Below are 19,832 nucleotides of genomic sequence, written 5' to 3' on the forward strand. Positions count from 1 at the left end.
AACCAGCTAAAACCTTATAGCACAAAGAGAAGCGTGGTTATCCCCGAGACAGCACTGATCATCATACTGATAACAACAACGCAGCAATGGAGCGCCACTAATGAGTGATACTAAGTTCGCCCAACAGGGTATGTCTTTTCGTGAAAGTGTCGAGCACATGGTGGATCACGCCATCGACATCATGGAGCTGGAAGAGGGCATTGGAAACGCTCTGAAGGTATGCCAGAGCGTAGTGCAGGTATCATTTCCGATTGATATCGACGGCAAGATTGAAATGTTTACGGGCTGGCGAGCCACCCATAGTGATCACCGTCTGCCCTCAAAAGGCGGTATTCGTTTTGCGATGATGGTCGATCAGGACGAAGTTGAGGCTCTGGCGGCACTGATGACCTATAAGTGCGCGATTGTCGACGTACCGTTCGGTGGTTCAAAGGGTGGGCTGATCATTGATCCGAGCAAGTACACTCAAAAACAGCTGGAAGCCATTACGCGGCGTTTTGCGCGCGAGCTGATCAATAAAGGGTATCTAAGCCCTGCCAGCAACGTTCCTGCCCCTGATATGGGCACTGGGCCGCGTGAAATGGGCTGGATGGTAGATACCTACCGCCAGATGTTCCCTAATGACATCAACTACATGGGGGCGTTAACCGGGAAGCCGGTCGAACATGGTGGTGTGCGAGGGCGCAACGAGGCGACCGGACGCGGTGTGCAGTATGCGTTGCGCGAACTTTTTCGCCACCCTGAAGAAATCAAGCGTTGTGGCCTGTCTGGCAGCTTGGCTGGCAAACGAATCGTGGTGCAGGGGTTAGGCAATGTGGGCTATCACGCCGCGCATTTTCTACAAACCGAAGATAACTGCTTGATTACCGCGATCATCGAACGTGATGGCGCCTTGGTTAACGACGATGGTTTAGATGTTAAGGCCGTGCGTGAGTATATCGCTGAGACCGGTGGGGTTAAGGGATATCCGGCAGCTGAGTACCAAGAAGATGGCAGTAAGGCGTTAGAACGTGCCTGCGATATTCTTATTCCAGCGGCATTGGAAGGCGTTATCAATGCCGAGAATGCACACCATATCCAGGCGCCGCTTATTGCTGAAGCTGCCAATGGCCCGATTACCTATGAAGCAGATAAAATTCTTCAACAGCGGGGGATTGAGATTATTCCCGATGCTTACTGCAACGCCGGTGGCGTAGTGGTTTCCTATTTTGAGTGGATTCGCAACCTGAATCACGTTCGCTTTGGCAGGCTCGATAAACGTTTCCATGAAGCACGTGGTCAGCACATTATTCGGGCGATTGAAGAATCAACGGGCCATAAGGTGCCAGATCATCTGGCTGATGAGCTAGCCCGCGGCGCCGACGAGTTTGATCTAGTCCGTTCTGGTTTGGACGACACCATGCGTTTGGCGCTGCAAGAGATCATTCGCACCCGTAATGAAAACCCGAAAGTTAACGACTACCGCATGGCGGCTTATCTGATCGCCATCGAGAAAGTTGCCCGCCACTACCGCGATATCGGTGTTTAACAGAGGGTTATGTTTTTAAGCGGTTTATAACGGCAGTACTAGCATTCAAAGCGGCCCATGGGCCGCTTTTTTAGTGATGTGCGATTAAGCGTGTTTCTTCACTAACTGCCCGCAGGAAGGCGCTGCCCAACGATCATCTTCGGTGAAGACCACATCACAGACGACTGGTGAGTAAATGTGGCGTACTTCTTCATCAATTTGCTGGCGTAGGGCATCTTGATGGGCAAGCGTAGACTCATGCAGTGCTTTGGGTAGCACCACATGGACCATTATATAGAGCAGGCGACCAGGGCGTACCATACGCACCCGTACTTCCTGGGTGTCGATATCCGCAAGTCCACGAGCAACCGCCTGACGCACAGGCTCGGCGACTGCTTCGTCGGGCGTTTTATTGAGTAGTTCTCGCAGTGCTTGGGAGGCCATACGCACCGGTACGCCAAGGCATAGCAACACCACGGCCATCACCAGCAGTGAATCGACATAAGGTACGATATCCCGCCAGTCAAGGCGCTCAAACAGCATCACTAAGCAGAACGCTGCCAGCACGGCAGCCGAGATAACACTGTTCACCAGCCAGTTAAGCTTGTCTGCAGCCACCAGCGGGCTACTAACGTGGCGCTGACTGCGGTGCATTACCCAAGCGGTGAGCGAGCAAGCGGCGGTGGCAAACAGTGCGTAGATAACAGCAAGCCCCGCTGAGATCTCCCGTCCACCTGACAGTAACGCAGCGATGGCGTCTACTAACGCAAAGATGGAAACGCCTAATATCAATAAACCTTTGCATAGATTTACTAACGACTCGAAGTAACTGTAGCCGAATGGATAGGAGTCGCTATCGGGTCGACTGGCTAGCTTACTAACCTTGATGGTGACCAGCGCTACGCTAAAGTAGATAAGGTTAAATAACCCATCCAGCAAAATAGCCTGGGAGTTAGATGCCAGTGTTGCAGTAATGCCTGCACACCCAATCAGCAGCGCCATAAAGGCAGAAAACGCTAAGGTGCTGGATTCTGTTTTCACGAACGTTTACTCCGATATTAACTACCCAAGAGGCTGGTAAGCATAGCAATATCAGTGGTCGCAATGTCAGTGATTTGTTTATTCTAAGGCTATGGAGATAGTCTTTGATGCACTGATTTAGCACTCAAGGAGATATGTGCTTATGCACCATGATGATGCTTTTTCCTTTAGACAAATTGCTCTGGAAGATGCCGCTGAACTATTGTTGTTCGAAGCCACTGAACGTGACTGGTTTGAGCAGCATATAGAGGCCAGAGCGGAGCACTTCTACACGCCGGAAGGTATTAGCCAGCATATTCATGAGTACTTGGCGTTAAATGCCCGAGGACGTATGAGGCCGCTTATTATCCAACATCGAGGTGCGATAGTTGGGCGCGCCAACCTACGTGAGATAGAAAATGGTTACGCTAAGGTGGGGTATCGGATAGCCCAACATGCGAGTGGTAATGGGTTGGCGCAAAAGGCGCTGAACCATCTTATTAGCGAAGCTCGTTGCGTTTACCAAATTAATACGCTCACGGCGACTGTTTCTTTAGACAATCACGCTTCACAGCGGGTACTGAAAAAAGCTGGGTTCGAAGTAATGGAAAAGCTACCCGAGTATTCGGTAGTAGCAGGGCGGAAGCTTGACTGCGTGGTGATGCAAAAAACAGATGTGTAGTGTTTAGAAACAAATGTATTGTTGTGAGATAGGCCTTTAGCTTTGGTTCGACACTTCGACGATGATTCAACTGATTTACCTAGTTATAGCAAGGGCGGCTACGCCGCCATCGCCCGCTAAAAGCGGCCTCCTACATTAGATGATAAGCCTTGAGTGCCTGAATAAAATTAAGCGGGCACTGATCATGGGCAGCCACTAATTTAATGAGACCTGAATCCTCGCAAACGTATGCATAAGTACTTAATGGTCTGCCCTGGGATAGGTTGAAGCCTGCACCAGGGACAGGCATGCCTACGAAGTTAAGGAAAATAGCGTTGGCATTTTTTGCGCTTCTTGTTGAATGTTGTCGTCGACCGGTGTGTCGTAAGTCTTGAGCAGATAGCCCAATACCGAATAAAACCCCACCATAGCAATTAGGTCGATAACGGCCTTGCGTCCGATAGCATCTGCGAGCTCTGCTTCTTGCTCAGGGGACAGCATTCGCTGGTCAAATAACGCATCCACCGCGTCGACGATAAGACCATCAACGCCTTCGGGGCGAGTTCTAATGGCGTCGATTCGTGCAGTGGAGAACCCTAGAGCTAGTGCCCGGCTAACGTGATGAGCCCACTCGTAACGTGACCCCATGCGCAGGCCCGCGCGTAGAATCACCACCTCGGTTAATTCTGGCCCTAAGGCATTTTCCTTAACAACATGCTGGCGTAAAGGTGCCCAGGCTTTGAGTAAATCCGGGTGATGGGCCATGGTGCGATAGACATTAAGCGCACCGGCAAAGTCCTCGCGTAATTCAGCGACTTCGTTTGGCCAATCGGCATCAGCAATAGGCGGGCAGGGAGAGGGCGTCATGGGTGAGCTCCATTCAGATAGGGTACGTGCCATTACTCGGCGATGGCGGCGTTGATGGCATCGGCAATACGCTCAATGATTAGGTCGACATCATCGGCTTCAATAATATAAGGCGGTGCCAGCAAAATATGATCACCGTGAATGCCATCAATGGTGCCGCCCATAGGATAGCTGATCAGGCCACGCGCCATGGCTTGCCGCTTAATCTTGGCGTGGATCTTTCGGCTTGGATCGAAAGGTGTTTTAGTGTCCCGGTCCGCCACCAGCTCGATACCGCGAAACAGCCCTCTTCCCCGGATATCGCCGACATAAGGGGATGCACCAAGCAGCGCTTCCAAACCGCTGTGTAATCTCGCGCCCATGGCGTTTACATTGGCAAGTGTCTCGGGGCGCGCAATGATTTCAACCACTTTGTTAGCGGCTGCCGCGGCAACAGGGTGGCCGATGTAAGTATGTCCGTGCTGGAACAGGCCAGAGCCGTTGGCAAAGCTGTCGTAAATTTTGTCGGACAGCATCACTGCGCCGATCGGCTGATAACCCCCGCCCAAACCTTTGGCTATCGTGACGATATCCGGTATGACGTCGTCTTGCTCGCAGGCGAAGACAGTACCGGTGCGACCCATGCCGCACATCACTTCGTCGAGTATCAATAGCACGCCGTATTTGTCGCAAATCGCACGCACACGTTTAAAGTAATCAGCGACAGAGGCGACAGCGCCAAGGGTGGCGCCTACGACGGGCTCGGCAACGAACGCCATGACTTCTTCAGGGCCGAGTTCCAGAATCTTTGCCTCGAGCTCGTCGGCAAGCCGAATAGCGTAAGCCTCTGGCGATTCATCGGCGCCTTTTTCGCGATAGGCGTAGCAGGGGGAGACATGATGAGTTTCTGGCAGGATAGGCTGAAACTGCTTACGCCGCATCGCATTGCCACCGGTTGCCAACGCACCAATTGTGTTGCCATGGTAACTCTGACGCCTAGCAATGATGTGTCTACGCTGGGGGGCGCCAATTTCCACGAAGTACTGCCGAGCCATCTTCAGCGCCGCTTCAACGGCCTCTGATCCACCTGACACGAGATAGACGTAATTCAATCCTTCAGGTGCCAAATTGACGAGCTTCTCGGCAAGCGCTTCAGCAGCGTCGGTGGTGAAAAACGAGGTGTGTGCGTAGCAGAGGTTATCAATTTGAGCGCGCATCGCCGCCAGTACTTCCGGATGAGCGTGCCCCACACTGGTGACCGCAGCGCCTCCTGAGGCATCTAGGTATCGGCGCCCAGTGGTGTCTGTAATGTAGACGCCTTGCGCCGACGCGGCATGGGGGAGGGGTGGGCCGATACTGCGATGAAGAATACGAGTCATGGAAACGGTTCCTTAGGGTCACTTAGCGATGTGAGCACGCCATAAGGAGAAGATTGGCACAGTTTGGCTTGCTGTTGCAACAGTTGAATCATTTATGTTTTATGTAAAACATATAGATCATTGTTTTTTTACAACAGTAACGTTTAAATCGGCGGCTGTTTTAACAAGCCGTATAAGAGGCAACATACATGCCGCAGCGCGACCCTTTAAGGGAGCAGATTATCGCCCAGTACGATGCCATGTCGCCGCAGCTCCAGCAGGCTGCCCGCTACGTGCTGGAACACCCTGATGAGGTGGCACTGGTTTCTATGCGCGAGTTGGCGCGCCATGCGGCGGTGCAGCCTGCCACCATGACACGGCTTGCAAAGTTCCTGGGCAAGCAAGGATACGATGATATTCGCGAGCACTATGTGGCAGCGCTGCGGCGGGGAAGTGATGGTTTTGCCGCTAAGGTTCGCCAGCGAAACGAGGGCGCTAGAGCCTCGGCCGACGGCAATATCGCCGCGCATATGCTGCATGGGCTGAGTGCTCAGATTTCCCGGCTCTGTGAACCTGACTCACTGCAACGGTTGGAAGCCATCGCTAATACGCTGAAATCAGCGAGAAAAGTGTATGTGCTAGGCTTGCGTTCATGCCACTCCGTGGCGTGGCATTTCCATTACGTTATGTCACTGTTGGGGGACCGCTCGGTTCACCTGGATGGGCCGGCAGGGACCGGCGGTGATGCGCTAATTCGCGCCACGCCCGAAGATGCCTTGCTGGTTGTCTCCGTCAAACCTTACGCAGTAGCGACACTGGAACTGACGCAGCTGGCAAAAGACAAGGGGCTGACGATTCTGTCGATCACCGATAGTGAAGTATCGCCCCTGGTAGGGCTGTCAGAGCAGACGATTTTTTGCCCCACGGAAAGCGACAGCTTTTTCCATACGTTAACGCCCGCCTTAGCCATCTCCGAAGTACTGTGCACCTTATTGGCAGAAGATGACCGACAACAGGCACTTGATGCGTTGCAGCGGGCGGATGAGCATTTCTTGAGCCTGAATACCTATGCGAGCGCTATTCCTCGCCGGGAGTGACGCCATCGTAAAGCCACTGTCAGTTACCCCTCCACCCATACCTCCTCGCCCCTAAACGCGACTTTCCAGGTACGCAGCTTGATGTTCTCATCCTCTAAGCATTGGCCATCTTCAAGGCGAAAATGCTGCTTATAGAGTGGCGAGGCAACCACAGGGTTGCCTTTAACATCACCGATAATGCCGCGGGCAATGACGTTAGCGTTAGAAAACGGATCAAAGTGGTCAAGGGCGTAGAGTTCTTTCTCCTGTCCTTGGGAGCGCTGCCTCGGTAAGTAGAAAATGGCCACTTGGGCTGGGCCTTCTGACGTGTTCAACCAAGCAGCGACGCCGGAAAATGCCACTAGGTCAGCTTTAGCGCAGAGCGGCTGCCAGGTGTCGGTGCTCACGGTGTGTTTGAGTGCGGTCGCAGTCATCAGTTACCTCATTAACGTTGTCTGGTTTGCGATTATGTAGTGTTTAAGCAGGGCATTAGTGTTTAAGCGGGACGTAGCTGGCCACGCTCGGATGTCATAATGATTGACGGATCAGGGCGGTCGTCGTTGACGAAGCTGCGGAAGCGTTTGAGCTTCTCCGGGTCGCTGATGGCGTCGGCCCACTCACACTGGTAGGTATCCACCACGGTTTGCATCTGGCGCTCCAGCTCGTCGTTGATGCCTAGGCTGTCTTCCAGAATCACCTCTTTTAGGTACTCCAGGCCGCCGTCGAGGTTTTCGCGCCACACCGAGGTGCGCTGCAAACGGTCGGCAGTGCGCACGTAGAACATCAAGAAACGGTCAATGGTGCGGTAGAGCTGTTCGTCGTCAAGGTCGGTGGCGAACAGTTCGGCGTGGCGAGGGCGCATGCCACCGTTACCACACACGTAGAGGTTCCAGCCGTTTTCGGTGGCAATAATGCCAATGTCTTTACTCTGGGCTTCGGCGCACTCGCGGGTGCAGCCGGATACCCCGAACTTGATCTTGTGAGGCGAACGCAGGCCTTTGTAGCGATTCTCCAGTTGAATCGCCATGCCGACGCTGTCCTGCACACCGTAGCGGCACCAGGTACTGCCCACGCAGGATTTCACCGTACGCAGCGATTTACCGTAGGCGTGCCCCGTCTCGAAACCTGCAGCAATCAACTCGCCCCAGATATCTGGCAGGTCTTCCAGACGGGCGCCGAACAGGTCGATGCGCTGGCCGCCAGTAACCTTCGAGTAGAGGCTGTATTTTTTGGCCACTTCGCCTAGCACGATGAGTTTGTCTGGGGTGATTTCGCCACCGGCCACACGCGGCACCACCGAGTAGGTGCCGTTTTTCTGCATGTTGGCCATAAAGGTGTCGTTGGTATCCTGCAGAGGAATATGCGCCGCGTCGGTGATCGGCTCATTGAAGCAGGAGGCCAGAATAGACGCCACAGCGGGTTTGCAGATATCGCAGCCCAGGCAGTGGGTGTCTTGATTACCGTGTTTTGCGATCAATTCGCTGAAGGTTTTGATGCCTTCGACGCGCACAATATCGTAAAGCTCTTGGCGGGTATGGGTGAAGTGCTCGCAAATCGATTTATCGACTTCGACACCGCGGGCTTCTAGCTCATGGTCAACCACGCTTTTGAGCAGCGCTGTGCAGCCGCCGCAGCCGGTGCTGGCTTTGGTGGCCGCTTTGACACCGCCTAGATCCACCGCGCCAGCGTCAATAGTGGCGCAAATATCGCCTTTAGTGACGTTGTGGCAAGAGCAGATGGAGGCGGTTTCCGGCAGCGCACCGGGGCCGAGAGTGGGTGCGGCGCCGCTGCTTTGGGGCAGGATCAATGAGGCCGGCTCGTCGGGTAACTCAATGCCATTGGCGTAGTACTGCAGCAGCGTGTCGTAGACGCTGTTATTGCCCACCAGCATGGCGCCGAGCAGCTTTTTTCCATCGCTGGAGACTACCAGCTTGCGGTACTCCTGCTTGATCGGGTCTAGGTAGCGGAACATGCGTGCGCCGGGGTTTTGATTACCATGGGCGTCACCAATGGAGCCCACATCCACGCCCAGCAGTTTGAGCTTGGTGCTCATATCCGCGCCGCCAAACTGGGTATCGCCACCGGTCAGCGTCGAAAACGCTGCTTTGGCCATTTGATAACCGGGGGCGACCAGGCCAAAAATGCTCTGGTTCCATAGCGCCACTTCACCAATCGCCAGAATGGCCGGGTCGCTGGTGAGGCACTGGTTATCCACTACCACGCCGCCGCGCTCACCAATTTCCAGGCCGCAGTCCCGGGCCAACTGGTCGCGGGGGCGAATACCTGCCGAGAACACAATCAGGTCGGTTTCCAGTACTTTGTCGTCTTGGAAAACCATGCGGTGGCGGCTCGCCTTGCCATCTTCAATACGCTGAGTCGCTCGCTCGGTGAGCACCTGTACGCCTAGAGCTTCAATTTTTTCGCGCAGCAGCTCACCGCCTTCGTTATCCACCTGCATCGGCATTAGGCGTGAGGCGAACTCCACCACGGCCGTATCCAGGTTCAACCCGCGCAGGGCATTAGCCGCTTCAAGGCCCAGCAAACCTCCGCCAACCACCACGCCGGTGGTGGCGTTTTCGGCGGCGGCCTGAATGGCGTCTAGGTCGTCCAGGGTGCGGTACACCAAACAACCATCGCGGTCGTTACCGGGAATCGGCGGCACAAAGGGGAACGAGCCGGTGGCTAGCACCACGCGGTCGTAAGGGTAACGGCCTTGTTCGGTGACCACCTCTTGTAAGTTGCGGTCGATCTCAATCACAGCCTCGCCAGTGCGCAGCTCCACGCCGCTGGTGGCGTAGTAATCCGCTTCGCAAAGCGCGAGCGAATCGGCATCGCGGCCGCTGAAGTATTCAGAGAGATGTACACGGTCATAAGCGCGGTGGCGCTCTTCGCCAAACACGGTGACCTGATAGCGCTCAAGGGCGCCGTTATCGACGAGCTGCTCGACCAGGTGGTGGCCGACCATGCCATTACCAATAATAATAAGCTGCTGTTGGGTAGACATTTAAGCTGCCTCCGACGTTGTATGAGAAGAGTGTTTTGAAGAAGATTGTTTTGAAGAGAGCTCAGAAGAATCAGGGCTGTGTAGAGATGCCGCTTCGCGTAGCACCTCTACATCAGCACCACCAAAGAGTAGGGCTTGGCGGTAAGCGTTGAGATCGGTGCCCGCGAGCGCCTGCTCGAAGTACCAGGGGCCTTGGCTGGTGTCGCCGTAAAGCACCGCGCCTTCAATCTGGCCATTGCGCAGCAGCAGGCGGCGGTAGTCGCCGTGCTCAAGATCGTGGTAATTCAGTACTTCATGCTCGGCGCTGGCCTCGGTGGGCCCAAAGGCGTAGAGCGCCACACCGCTGATTTTGAGTTTGGTGGCGCTGGGGGCATCTGCGTAGCCTTGGGAATGCGTGCCGCACAGCGTCGCGGCGAGCACTTCTACCTGTCGCCAGATCGGCTCCACTAAACCGTAGGTGGTGCCCTCGAATTGGCAGCATTCGCCCAGCGCTGAGATCGTCGGGTCGCTGGTGGTGAGCCATTCGTCCACCACAATCGCTTGATCCGTGCGCAGACCTGCCTGGCGGCCAAGTTCCGCATTAGGGGTAATGCCCGCAGCAACGATCACGCTGGAGGTGTTCAACTGGCGGCCATCGGCGAGATGCACCTTGGTGACCCGGCCCTGGCCATCACTCTCTAGCCGCGCTAGCTGCACGCCAGTGATGATCTGTAAACCGCGCTGAGTGAGAGTGTCTTTAAGCAGGTGGGCGGCAGTTGCATCCAACTGGCGGTTCATCAGCCGCTCGCTGCGCTGGAGCACGCTTACGTTGATGCCGCTGCCGCGTTTACGTAACCCCTCAGCCGCTTCAAGACCCAGTAGGCCACCGCCAATCACCACTGCATCACCACCCTTTTGAGCAATGGCTTCTAGTGATTCGGCATCTTGCAGGTCGCGAAAGCCGTGTACGCCCTCAAGCTCAATACCAGGAATGTCGGGCAGCGCTGGGCGCGAGCCGGTGGCGATGACCAAATGATCGTAATCGAGTGATCGGCCGCTATCGGTGGTCAACGTTTGGCTTGCGCGATCAAGCGTCTCGACCTTTTCACCCAGTATCAGCGTGACGCCCTGGTCGGCGTACCACTGGGCATCGCGCAGGGAAAGTGCCTCCTGCTGCATTTCACCGGCCAGCAGTGGCGAAAGCAGAATACGGTTGTAGGCAGGGGTTGGCTCGGCACCAATCACCGTGATTCGCTGTGGGCGTGTGGGCTGTTTTACCAATGCCTCAATTAGGCGGTGGCTTGCCATACCATTGCCAATGATCACCAGATGGTCGTTGGTTGAGCACCGGGAAGTGGTTTCCATGGGGAGCTCCTCTATGTCGTTGCGGCTGCTTGAGCACCAAACAAAAAACGCCCCTGTCGCGCACCTCTTTGCAAAGCATTGCAAAAGCGTACGTAACAGGAGCGTCGTTGCCCGATAGCGCTTTTAAATCGCGCGACAACCGCCATTGGCCGCCAACTGATTAAAAGCCTTACGTTGTCTTAAGTAAGGAACTAAGCAAGGAACTAGCCAGCTGGCGATTAATCAATATTTCTTCAATAACGTCAGTTGCTTAGATGTAGGTGATAGATAAGCAGTAACGCTGCTCTTAGGGTGGGCTGCACGGTGATGGTGCGAAAAGGATGGCAGCATGCACTCTCACACACCATTTAGCGCGTATTGAGTGCCAAGCATAGCGTTGCGTAACGTTCTGTATGTTTTTAACCTATTGTTTTTAAGTTGTTAATTTTTAATGGAATGGTGGTCGGCTTGGCTCTTGCAGCATCGCTTGGCAATGGCAGTGAACAACCCGAGGAGTAGCTATGACTCAGGCCAAAACCACATGCCCCTACTGCGGCGTCGGCTGCGGCGTGACGGCGACCGTTGAAGCGGGCACGCTGAGCACTGTCGAGGGCGACCGCGAGCACCCTGCGAATTATGGTCGGCTGTGTGTCAAAGGTTCTGCGCTACATGAAACGTTGGGCGAGCAGGGCCGTCTGGCGCATCCGCGTGTAGATGGCGTTGAGGTCTCCTGGGAGCCCGCACTGAACACCACCGCTGAGCGTTTAAACGCCCTGCGGGCCGAGCATGGCAATCATAGCGTAGCGGCGTACCTGTCGGGGCAGCTCTTAACTGAAGATTACTATGTGGCCAATAAGCTGTTTAAAGGCTTCTTGGGCACGCCTCATTTAGATACCAACTCGCGACTGTGCATGGCCTCCGCGGTCGCTGGCTATAAGCGTGCCTTCGGCGCGGATGCGGTGCCGTGCAACTACGAAGACTTGGAAGAGGCGGAGCTGGTCGTGCTGGTGGGCTCCAACTTGGCTTGGAACCATCCGGTGCTTTACCAACGTATTAAAGTCGCTAAAGAGCGCAACCCACTGATGCGCTTGGTCGTCATCGACCCACGAGTCACCGATAGCTGTGAAATCGCCGATCTCTATCTGGGGATTAAGCCAGGCAGCGATGCTTACCTGTTTAACGGCCTGCTGGCGTGGATGGCAAAGCGTCGCAAGCTCGATACTCTCTATCTTGAGCGTCACACCGAAGGGTTTGACGATGCTCTGGCGGCGGCCCAGCAAACCGCGGGCTCGGTGGCGGAGGTAGCGGCGGCCTGCGATGTCGACCCCGAGCGACTGGAAACCTTCTACTACTGGTTTGCCAGCCAACTGCATGTGGTCACGCTCTATTCCCAGGGCGTTAACCAATCCGCCAGCGGTACCGATAAGTGCAACGCGATTATTAACTGCCACCTGGCTGGCGGCAAAATCGGTTTGCCGGGGGCAGGGCCGTTCTCGATTACCGGCCAACCCAACGCCATGGGGGGCCGCGAAGTGGGCGGGCTTGCCAACCAGTTAGCCGCGCATATGGATTATCACACCCCAGGCGCCCTGGATTTGGTCAGCCGCTTCTGGGCTACCGACAGCCTTACACCGATCCTGCCGGAAGGTCCGGGTTATAAAGCAGTGGAGCTGTTTGAGGCCATTGAGCGAGGCGAGATAAAAGCGCTATGGGTGATGGCCACCAATCCCGCGGTTAGCCTGCCCGATGTCGCGCGGGTGCGTGCCGCCTTGGAGAAGTGCCCGCTGGTAATTGTTTCAGAGTGCGCTGCCCATACCGATCTGCTGCCTTATGCCGACATTGTGCTGCCAGCCTCGGGGTGGTCGGAAAAAGATGGTACCGTAACCAACTCCGAGCGGCGTATTTCTCGCCAGCGGGGCATGCTGCCGCCCCCAGGACAGGCCCGCCACGACTGGTGGATAATCTGCGAGGTGGCGAAACGATTAGGGTTTGCCGAGGCGTTTAACTACACGCACCCCTGGGAGATTTTCGACGAGCACGCTCGTCTCTCAGGGTTTGAAAACGGACTTGAAAACGGACTTGAAAACGGTGTTGATAACAGCTCGTTGCCCGGCAGCCCGCAGCGGTTGTTTGATATATCGGGTTTGGTGGGCCTGGGCCGGGAGGGCTACGACGCCTTAGCACCGATTCAATGGCCGGTCACAAAGAGCGCCCCCCATGGCACTGCTCGGCTGTTTGAGGATGGCGAGTTTGCCACCGCCAATGGTCGCGCCAAGCTGCTGGCGATCCATCCCAAAGGGCCTGAGCAGGCGCTGAGCGCCGCTTATCCGCTGCGTCTGAACACCGGCCGGATTCGTGATCAGTGGCACACCATGACCCGCACCGCTCGCTCACCGCGGTTAATGAATCACCGCGCCGAACCCTTTATGGATGTTCACCCGGAGGATGCCCACACCGCCGGTGTTATGGATCAAGGGCTGGCGGTATTAACCGCCGAGAAAGGCGAATTTCGCGCTCGGGTGCGGGTGTCCAATGCCCAGCGCCGCGGCGAGGTTTTCGTGCCTATCCACTGGACTGACTGTTTTACCCAGCAGGCCAGAAGCAGCGCGCTGATCGACAGCATTACTGATCCGCTCTCCGGGCAGCCGGAATCGAAGCACGGCGCCGTGGCGCTGGCGCCTCTGGCTACCGAATGGCAAGCCACACTATTGGTTGCCGAAGGGACAACGCAATCAACCCCTTGGTGCAGCAGTGCCTACTGGACACGTATTCCCATGCGCGGCTGCCAGCGCTGGCAGCTTGCCCATACGCAGTCGGTTAATGATTGGTTAGTGCAGTTGAAAGAGTGGCTGCCTGGGGAAGTGGCGATGGTCAGCCAAGACCCCACTAACGGACGGCTGCGTGCCGCCTGTGTGGAAAATGGTCAGCTGCGCTGGTGGCTGATGGTTGGCCCACCCAGTGAGTTGCCAGGGTTGGCGTGGCTGCAAGCGCGCTTTAGCGATGCAGCGCTGAGCGATACTCACCGCCGGCGTCTATTGGCTGGCTGCGACGACGGCGCTGCGGATACCGGTCCGGTGGTGTGCAGTTGCCACCAGGTCGGCCAAACCACCATTGCCAACGCTATTCGTGCAGGCGACACCAGCGTAGAAGCGTTGGGCGCCAGACTTGCCTGCGGCACCCAATGCGGTAGCTGTATTCCCGAATTGAAATCACTTATTGAAGAGGAGCGGCCCAATGCGCGCACTAAGCAACCCCTTGCTACAGAAGTGGTTTAACGCCTTTATGCGATTGTCGCACCGCGCGTTGACGCCGTCGGTTCAGCATGCTTCTGACATACGTTTGCCACTGCGTGGCGAGTGCCGCGCCGGACAGGCTTACTTGGTCGGCGCAGGCAGCGGCGATGCGGAACTGTTAACCCTCAAGGCCGCTCGGCTGTTAATGCAGGCAGATGCCGTGGTGTACGACCGCCTGGTGGGCGATGACGTACTGGCGCTGATTCCCAACGGCAGCGAGCGCTACTACGTGGGCAAAGCCCGCGGCCACCACAGCGTACCGCAAGCGGAAATTGGTGAGCTGATGGTAAAACTCGCCGGCGAAGGGAAATCGGTAGTGCGGCTTAAAGGCGGCGACCCAGCGGTGTTTGCGCGCATGGGCGAGGAGTTGGATGCCCTGACCGCTGCCGAGGTTCCTGCTGCCATTGTGCCGGGGATTACCGCGGCCTCTGCCGCCGCGGCCTGCATGGGCATTCCGCTCACTGATCGTGGCCATGCGCAGCAGCTGCGCTTTGTTACCGCCCAGCTATGCCGTGAAGACGGCGCGCCAGATTGGACGGCGCTGGCCCGCAAGGATGAAACCCTGGTGTTTTATATGGGCCTCTCCAAAGTCGATGCAATTTGCCACGGTCTGCGCCAGGCAGGCCTGCCGGACGAGTGGCCGATCATGCTAGTGGCTAATGCCAGCCAGACCGAGCAGAAATCGTTGGTGGGCACGCTAGCGGACATGCCAGAGAAGCTTGCCGCCCACCCTCTGCCGTCCCCTTGCTTGATTGTGGTGGGCAGCGTTGTGCAAAGGGCCGCCACGTCGCCCGTTAACCTAGCCGTCGTATGCCGCCCCAGCGAAGGCGATCGTTAGCCGATGGCCGCGCTGATCGCCTTCGACAACGGCAGCGATGACAACCTCACCGTGCAGATAAGGATGAGCGAGGACAGTGTTATCAGCGCGCATCGTCAAAACGGTCAACCCGGCGCAAAGTTGGGAACAGCTTCATCCAGGCACCGACCACCGCCAGCGTGCCGGCACCGCCAATAATGGCCGCGGGCACTACACCAAACCCAGCCGCCATGCTCCCTGCACGGAACTCGCCAAGCTCATTGCTGGAACCAATAAACAGCATGTTGACCGCATTCACGCGCCCGCGCATCTCATCCGGGGTGGCAAGCTGAATCAGCGTCATGCGCACATAGACGCTAATCATATCGGCGGCGCCTGCTATCAGCATAGCTATCAGCGAGAGCCAAAAAATCGTTGAAAAAGCGAACACTAAATTGGCAACGCCGAAAACGGCGACTGCCATAAACATAACCAAACCAGCACGGCGCTGAATGCCGCGAATGCCTAAGTAGAGCCCCATAAGTAGCGCGCCCACCGCAATAGCGCTACGCAAAGCGCCTAACCCTTCCGGCCCAACGTGCAGCACTTCCTGGGCGTAGATGGGCAGCAGTGCCACGACACCGCCCAATAACACAGCAAACAGATCCAACGAAATGGCGCCCAAAATAATTGGCTGATGGCGGATGTAACGAATACCCGCTGTAAAGCGCTTTATGGCGGTGCTTTCCAGCATTTTGGCAGTTTCAGCGTAGCGAATGGGCACCGGGATCAGCAGCATGAGTGCCGCAATAAAACAGCCCAAGCACACGCCGTATGCGAGGCTGCCACCGCCTAACCCATACAGGATGCCGCCCAATAATGGACCGGCGATCACGGCAATTTTCATGATAGAACTGTTCAAAGCAATCGCAGAGGCAAGTTGCGCCCGGGGCACAATATTAGGCAGTAAGCTTTGTAAGGCAGGACCGGTAAAGGCGCGTGCGGCACCAAATAGCGCCAGAACAGCGTAATAGCCGCTCACATTATGACTTTCATTCAGCGAAAGGGTGAGCAGCAGGGCGCTACATAGCCCTTGCACCATCCAACTAAGCTGCAAAATACGTTTACGCGAGAAGCGGTCAACGAAATCCCCTGCAGGCAGCAGCAATACCACCATGGGCAGGAACTGCACCAACCCCACATAGGCCAGCGCCATCGGGTCACGGGTAATATCGTAAACTTGCCAGGCCACAACGATGGCTTGAATCTGCATGGCAAAAACCGCGGCTAACCGCGACAGCAAAAAGCTTAAAAAGCCCGATTGGCGGTGAAGCGGGAGTAACGGCACTTCGTCGCTGGCGGGTGCTTGGGTAGTGAAAGTCATGGCGTCATCATGGTGGGAGTTTCAATAGCAAAGGGTTGAAGAGGGGCTGTTGCCACCCCATCTTAGTTAACACGCTATCAATAGAAAAGGATGTTAATGATGCAAGATTCAATGCCTAACCCCGGTTTTGGTACTTTTCGCCTGGAAGGAGATACGCTCAAGCAGAGTATTCACGCGGCGCTTGAGGCCGGGTACCGTCATATCGACACGGCGCAGTTTTACGGTAATGAAGCCGGTGTGGGTGAAGCGATTCGCGATAGCGACGTGCCCCGCAGCGATATTTTTCTCACCACCAAGGTGTGGTTCGATAAGCTGGAGCCAGCCACTCTTAAAGCCAGCGTGGACGAAAGCCTACAGAAATTAGGCACTGATTACGTTGATCTATTGCTTATCCACTGGCCGTCGCCAGAAGATGAAGTGCCGATGGTTGATTATCTGACGGCGCTTAAAGAGGTGAAAGCCGAGGGTAAGGCGCGCAATATCGGTATTTCTAATTTTACCTGCGCGCAGGTGGATGAAGCGGTCAGCATTCTGGGAAAAGGTGAAATCCTTACCAACCAGATTGAGGTTCATCCTTTCCTGCAAAACCACAAACTAGTTGACCACTGTGAGCAGCATGGCATTCAGATCACTGCGTTTATGCCGCTGGCCGTGGGCAAAGTAATGGACGACCCGACCCTTAAGCAGATCGCCGAGGCGCATAGCGTCACGCCCGCACAAATTGCTCTTGCTTGGGTAAAACAGCGCAATATGATTACCATTCCGTCTTCCACGAAGGCGCGTAATATTCAAAGCAACATCGCCGCCTTTGATCTAGTGCTAAGTGACAGTGAAATGGCGGAAATTGCCACGCTGGACCGTAAAGAGCGCATTGCTAACCCGGATATGGCGCCCGCCTGGGATGAGTAAGTAGTGTGATTAGGCAGGGTTTGCAACACTAATAGATGAACGCTAAAAGCTAGCGAGTGTCATAGTGGATGCCTGCTTCATGCAGGCATCTATTAATCCTAAAAGGGGAAAATGATGAAACAGCGCAAGATTCAAGACAACGCGTTAAAAGCGCAACTGCGAACGCCAATGTTTAAAATGCAGCAGCAAACCCCTAAAAAAGGTAAAGGCAGCTACTCCCGTAAAGGCCGTATTAAACCACAGGGATATAGCCAAGCCGCTTGAACTAAGCCTTTTACTCTTGAGCCTTTTATTCTTGAGTTAGGCGGTTTAGCTATATCCCTGGCGCGCGACGACAATAAGCTGATACCGCATTATTAATAATGCGATGTAGCTTCTTCATTCGTGTCACGGGGTTTTGCCAGCGCATGAGAAGATCTCTGAGAAATAAAAAAGAGCTACCTTTTAAAGGCAGCTCTTATCTTTTAACTGAGGCTTACATGAGCGCCAACTGTTAATTAGCGATAACCTTTAGCCTGAATCCGTGAGACCGGCCCCCGGAAGCACTTCTAACCCACTGACCTGCATGGCAATATAGCCATTATCGCCATTCACCCAGACAGTGCCATGCCCAACATAAAGTTCCGCGCCAGTCGCCGCACCCTCACCAGCCACGCCGGGCTGTCCATCATCGGGCAATGCTTCGAGATCGCTGGCGTCGACAGCATCGACAGCCGCTTCCCCACCACGCTGGGCATGCGCACCAGTGACGTGATCAAGAGCTACCTGGGCCTGCTGTGTCTGGGCATGAGCGACTATGACGCTGTCGAGAACTTCCGCCGCGACAAGCCCTTCCAACAACTGCTGACCCTGCAGAAGGTGCCGAGCGCGGCGACGCTGCGACAGCGGCTGGAGAAACTTGCCGCCAACGACCTGCAGGCGCGCACCGCCACCTGGTCCACGACCCTGCTGTCACTGATCGAAGCACCGATCACCGCCGAGACGACGCACGTCTGCCTGGACATCGACACCTTCGTCATGGACAACAGCAACTCGAAGAAGGAAGGCGTCTCGCGGACCTACCAGAAGGTCGATGGCTACACCCCGATCGCCGCCTATCTGGGCAACGAAGGGTGGTGCCTGGGTCTGGAACTGCGGCCTGGCAAGCAGCACACCATGAAGGAGAGCAACGCCTTCCTGGAGCGGGTACTGCCTCGCGCCCAATGCCTAACCAAGCAACCGATCCTGTTACGCGAGGACAGCGGCTTCGACAGCCAGGCGCACCTGGCGCTTCTCGAACAGCAACGCCAGGTCTTTGCCGACGAGGGGCGCCGGCTCGACTATGTCGTCAAATGGAACCCGCGCGGCTCGGCCACGGCTGATCGAGATACCTGGCTGGCGGTGGCGGCGGACTACTGGGAAGAGCTGCGTCCTGGCAAGCGCCAGGCGCTGTGGCCGCAGACCGTCTCGATCCACGACGACAACAAGACCGAATACGTCGTCCAACGCGTGATGCGCCTGGTAGAGCGCACCGCCGATCGCGATGGCCAGTTGCTGCTCGAACCGGACGATGAGTTGGAAGGCTGGTGGACCAGCCTGGACGAGGCGCCGGAGGCGGTGATCAAGCGCTACCAGGCGCATGCCACCCATGAGCAGTTTCACAGCGAGATCAAGACCGATCTCGACCTGGAGCGCTTGCCGTCCGGCAAGTTCGCCACCAACGACCTGATCCTGCATCTCGCCCAGTTGGCCTACAACATCCTGCGCCTGATGGGACAGCTGGGCATGACCGGCGAGCTGAGCCCGGTTCGCCACCCGGCCAAGCGGCGCCGGCTGCGCACCGTGCTACAAGAGCTGGTGCACCGTGCGGCTCTCGTGATTCACAAGGCACGGCAGATCATCCTCGACTTCGGGCAGGATATCGGGCGCATGACGGTGCTCAAGACGCTGCGGAGCCGACTGCGTTATCCACGAGGAACGCCATGCTGACCGTCAATCGGCGACACTCTATCCACAAGCAGTTCCAAGCGACACGCGATCGCCAGATATGTCGTGCCTGGCGGGTGGAAAGGCATGACAAAACGGGCCGTCAGCACCGATCAGCACGGTGGGTTTTGGCAATAACGGGCTTGCGAAAGCCAACTTGCACGGGGCGAATGATCAAAAAGTGCTCGCTGGCGGTGATAGGGAAAGTGTCGGCGCCGGCTTCACGGATTCAGGATAACGTCCGACCATTACTTTCCCCTATGCTGCTTTTGCATAGGGAAAGTTAGCAGATAAGGCTTTTCGTACAAAACCTAATACTTAAAATACCGGCCACGGCGATGCCCATCAGCGCCCGTGATGCTAACAACAGGTTCACGCTATCAATCAAGAAGCCCGCCCCACCCGCCAGGCCATAAATGGACAACATCATCAGGAGTAGAGGCTTGCGCCCAAACCGGTCGGCCAGATAGCCCATTAGCGGGCTGAACAGCGTAATCATCAGCGCAGGAAGCGTCAGGATCAGCTGAATCAACACCTGCGGCTGATCCGAAAAATAGCGGCTGATACCCGGCAAAGCAGGCGCAATAATCGCACCCGACATCACCGTCATGGTGCTGGCAAACAGCAGTACGGCTTTGGTATGGGTTAAATGGTTGATGGCGAGCTTCCCTGGATAAACATCGAGATGGC

Annotated in this window: 16 protein-coding genes; 8 read left to right on the forward strand and 8 right to left on the reverse strand. The window is 56.0% G+C overall.

The features are described from left to right. Positions 1-100 precede the first annotated feature (100 nt). Positions 101-1,528: a Glu/Leu/Phe/Val family dehydrogenase gene (locus tag ACQE2I_RS04130; protein WP_427030201.1), complete on the forward strand. Its 1,428-nt coding sequence runs from the start codon at positions 101-103 to the stop codon at positions 1,526-1,528. Positions 1,529-1,612: 84 nt separating this feature from the next. Here ACQE2I_RS04130 and ACQE2I_RS04135 read toward each other — a convergent pair whose 3' ends face one another. Next, the gene (locus ACQE2I_RS04135; protein ID WP_427030202.1) at positions 1,613-2,548 is read right to left on the reverse strand and encodes a cation diffusion facilitator family transporter; all 936 of its coding nucleotides are present in this window, start codon (positions 2,546-2,548) and stop codon (positions 1,613-1,615) included. 142 nt (positions 2,549-2,690) lie between these two features. Between ACQE2I_RS04135 and ACQE2I_RS04140 the strand changes: the two genes are divergently transcribed. Further along, complete coding sequence (locus ACQE2I_RS04140) at positions 2,691-3,209, forward strand: GNAT family N-acetyltransferase (RefSeq protein ID WP_427030204.1); 519 nt, start codon at positions 2,691-2,693, stop codon at positions 3,207-3,209. 291 nt (positions 3,210-3,500) lie between these two features. Here the strand turns inward: ACQE2I_RS04140 and ACQE2I_RS04145 are convergent, their stop codons facing one another. Together ACQE2I_RS04145 and ACQE2I_RS04150 are read right to left on the reverse strand one after the other, a co-directional pair. Next, the gene (locus ACQE2I_RS04145) at positions 3,501-4,055 is read right to left on the reverse strand and encodes a carboxymuconolactone decarboxylase family protein (protein WP_427030206.1); all 555 of its coding nucleotides are present in this window, start codon (positions 4,053-4,055) and stop codon (positions 3,501-3,503) included. A 32-nt stretch (positions 4,056-4,087) separates the two neighbouring features. Next, positions 4,088-5,413, reverse strand: coding sequence for an aspartate aminotransferase family protein (locus tag ACQE2I_RS04150; RefSeq protein WP_427030207.1), 1,326 nt, complete (start codon positions 5,411-5,413; stop codon positions 4,088-4,090). 188 nt (positions 5,414-5,601) lie between these two features. Between ACQE2I_RS04150 and ACQE2I_RS04155 the strand changes: the two genes are divergently transcribed. After that, the gene (locus tag ACQE2I_RS04155; RefSeq protein WP_427030208.1) at positions 5,602-6,489 is read left to right on the forward strand and encodes a MurR/RpiR family transcriptional regulator; all 888 of its coding nucleotides are present in this window, start codon (positions 5,602-5,604) and stop codon (positions 6,487-6,489) included. A gap of 23 nt (positions 6,490-6,512) precedes the next feature. Here ACQE2I_RS04155 and nirD read toward each other — a convergent pair whose 3' ends face one another. The 3 genes from nirD to ACQE2I_RS04170 form a co-directional block, all read right to left on the reverse strand. Then, entirely contained in the window at positions 6,513-6,902 is a 390-nt protein-coding gene (nirD, locus tag ACQE2I_RS04160) for a nitrite reductase small subunit NirD (RefSeq protein WP_427030209.1), read from the reverse strand. A gap of 62 nt (positions 6,903-6,964) precedes the next feature. Beyond that, on the reverse strand, positions 6,965-9,472 hold the full coding sequence (nirB, locus tag ACQE2I_RS04165) for a nitrite reductase large subunit NirB (RefSeq protein WP_427030210.1): 2,508 nt from the start codon (positions 9,470-9,472) through the stop codon (positions 6,965-6,967). Continuing rightward, complete coding sequence (locus ACQE2I_RS04170; RefSeq protein WP_427030211.1) at positions 9,473-10,816, reverse strand: NAD(P)/FAD-dependent oxidoreductase; 1,344 nt, start codon at positions 10,814-10,816, stop codon at positions 9,473-9,475. 500 nt (positions 10,817-11,316) lie between these two features. Between ACQE2I_RS04170 and ACQE2I_RS04175 the strand changes: the two genes are divergently transcribed. Next, complete coding sequence (locus ACQE2I_RS04175; RefSeq protein WP_427030212.1) at positions 11,317-14,070, forward strand: molybdopterin-dependent oxidoreductase; 2,754 nt, start codon at positions 11,317-11,319, stop codon at positions 14,068-14,070. Then, on the forward strand, positions 14,030-14,926 hold the full coding sequence (gene cobA / locus ACQE2I_RS04180) for a uroporphyrinogen-III C-methyltransferase (protein ID WP_427030213.1): 897 nt from the start codon (positions 14,030-14,032) through the stop codon (positions 14,924-14,926). The genes ACQE2I_RS04175 and cobA overlap by 41 nt, the downstream gene beginning before the upstream one ends. An 82-nt stretch (positions 14,927-15,008) precedes the next feature. Here the strand turns inward: cobA and ACQE2I_RS04185 are convergent, their stop codons facing one another. After that, positions 15,009-16,268 carry an MFS transporter gene (locus tag ACQE2I_RS04185; protein WP_427030214.1) on the reverse strand — a complete coding sequence of 420 codons (1,260 nt, stop codon included), beginning with the start codon at positions 16,266-16,268 and terminating at the stop codon, positions 15,009-15,011. Between the two features lie 90 nt (positions 16,269-16,358). Here ACQE2I_RS04185 and dkgB point away from each other — a divergent pair, with 90 nt between their 5' ends. The 3 genes from dkgB to ACQE2I_RS04200 all read left to right on the forward strand — a co-directional run bounded on the left by dkgB (position 16,359) and on the right by ACQE2I_RS04200 (position 19,145). Beyond that, entirely contained in the window at positions 16,359-17,177 is an 819-nt protein-coding gene (gene dkgB, locus ACQE2I_RS04190) for a 2,5-didehydrogluconate reductase DkgB (RefSeq protein ID WP_427030215.1), read from the forward strand. Positions 17,178-17,291: 114 nt separating this feature from the next. Then, positions 17,292-17,441: an alternative ribosome rescue factor ArfA gene (gene arfA, locus ACQE2I_RS04195; protein ID WP_427030216.1), complete on the forward strand. Its 150-nt coding sequence runs from the start codon at positions 17,292-17,294 to the stop codon at positions 17,439-17,441. A gap of 342 nt (positions 17,442-17,783) precedes the next feature. Continuing rightward, positions 17,784-19,145: an IS1380 family transposase gene (locus ACQE2I_RS04200; protein ID WP_427030217.1), complete on the forward strand. Its 1,362-nt coding sequence runs from the start codon at positions 17,784-17,786 to the stop codon at positions 19,143-19,145. Between the two features lie 280 nt (positions 19,146-19,425). Here ACQE2I_RS04200 and ACQE2I_RS04205 read toward each other — a convergent pair whose 3' ends face one another. Further along, the gene (locus ACQE2I_RS04205; RefSeq protein WP_427031381.1) at positions 19,426-19,800 is read right to left on the reverse strand and encodes an MFS transporter; all 375 of its coding nucleotides are present in this window, start codon (positions 19,798-19,800) and stop codon (positions 19,426-19,428) included. Positions 19,801-19,832 lie beyond the last annotated feature (32 nt).

The organism is Halomonas sp. H2, assembly GCF_050215315.1.
Taxonomy (GTDB): Bacteria; Pseudomonadota; Gammaproteobacteria; order Pseudomonadales; family Halomonadaceae; genus Vreelandella.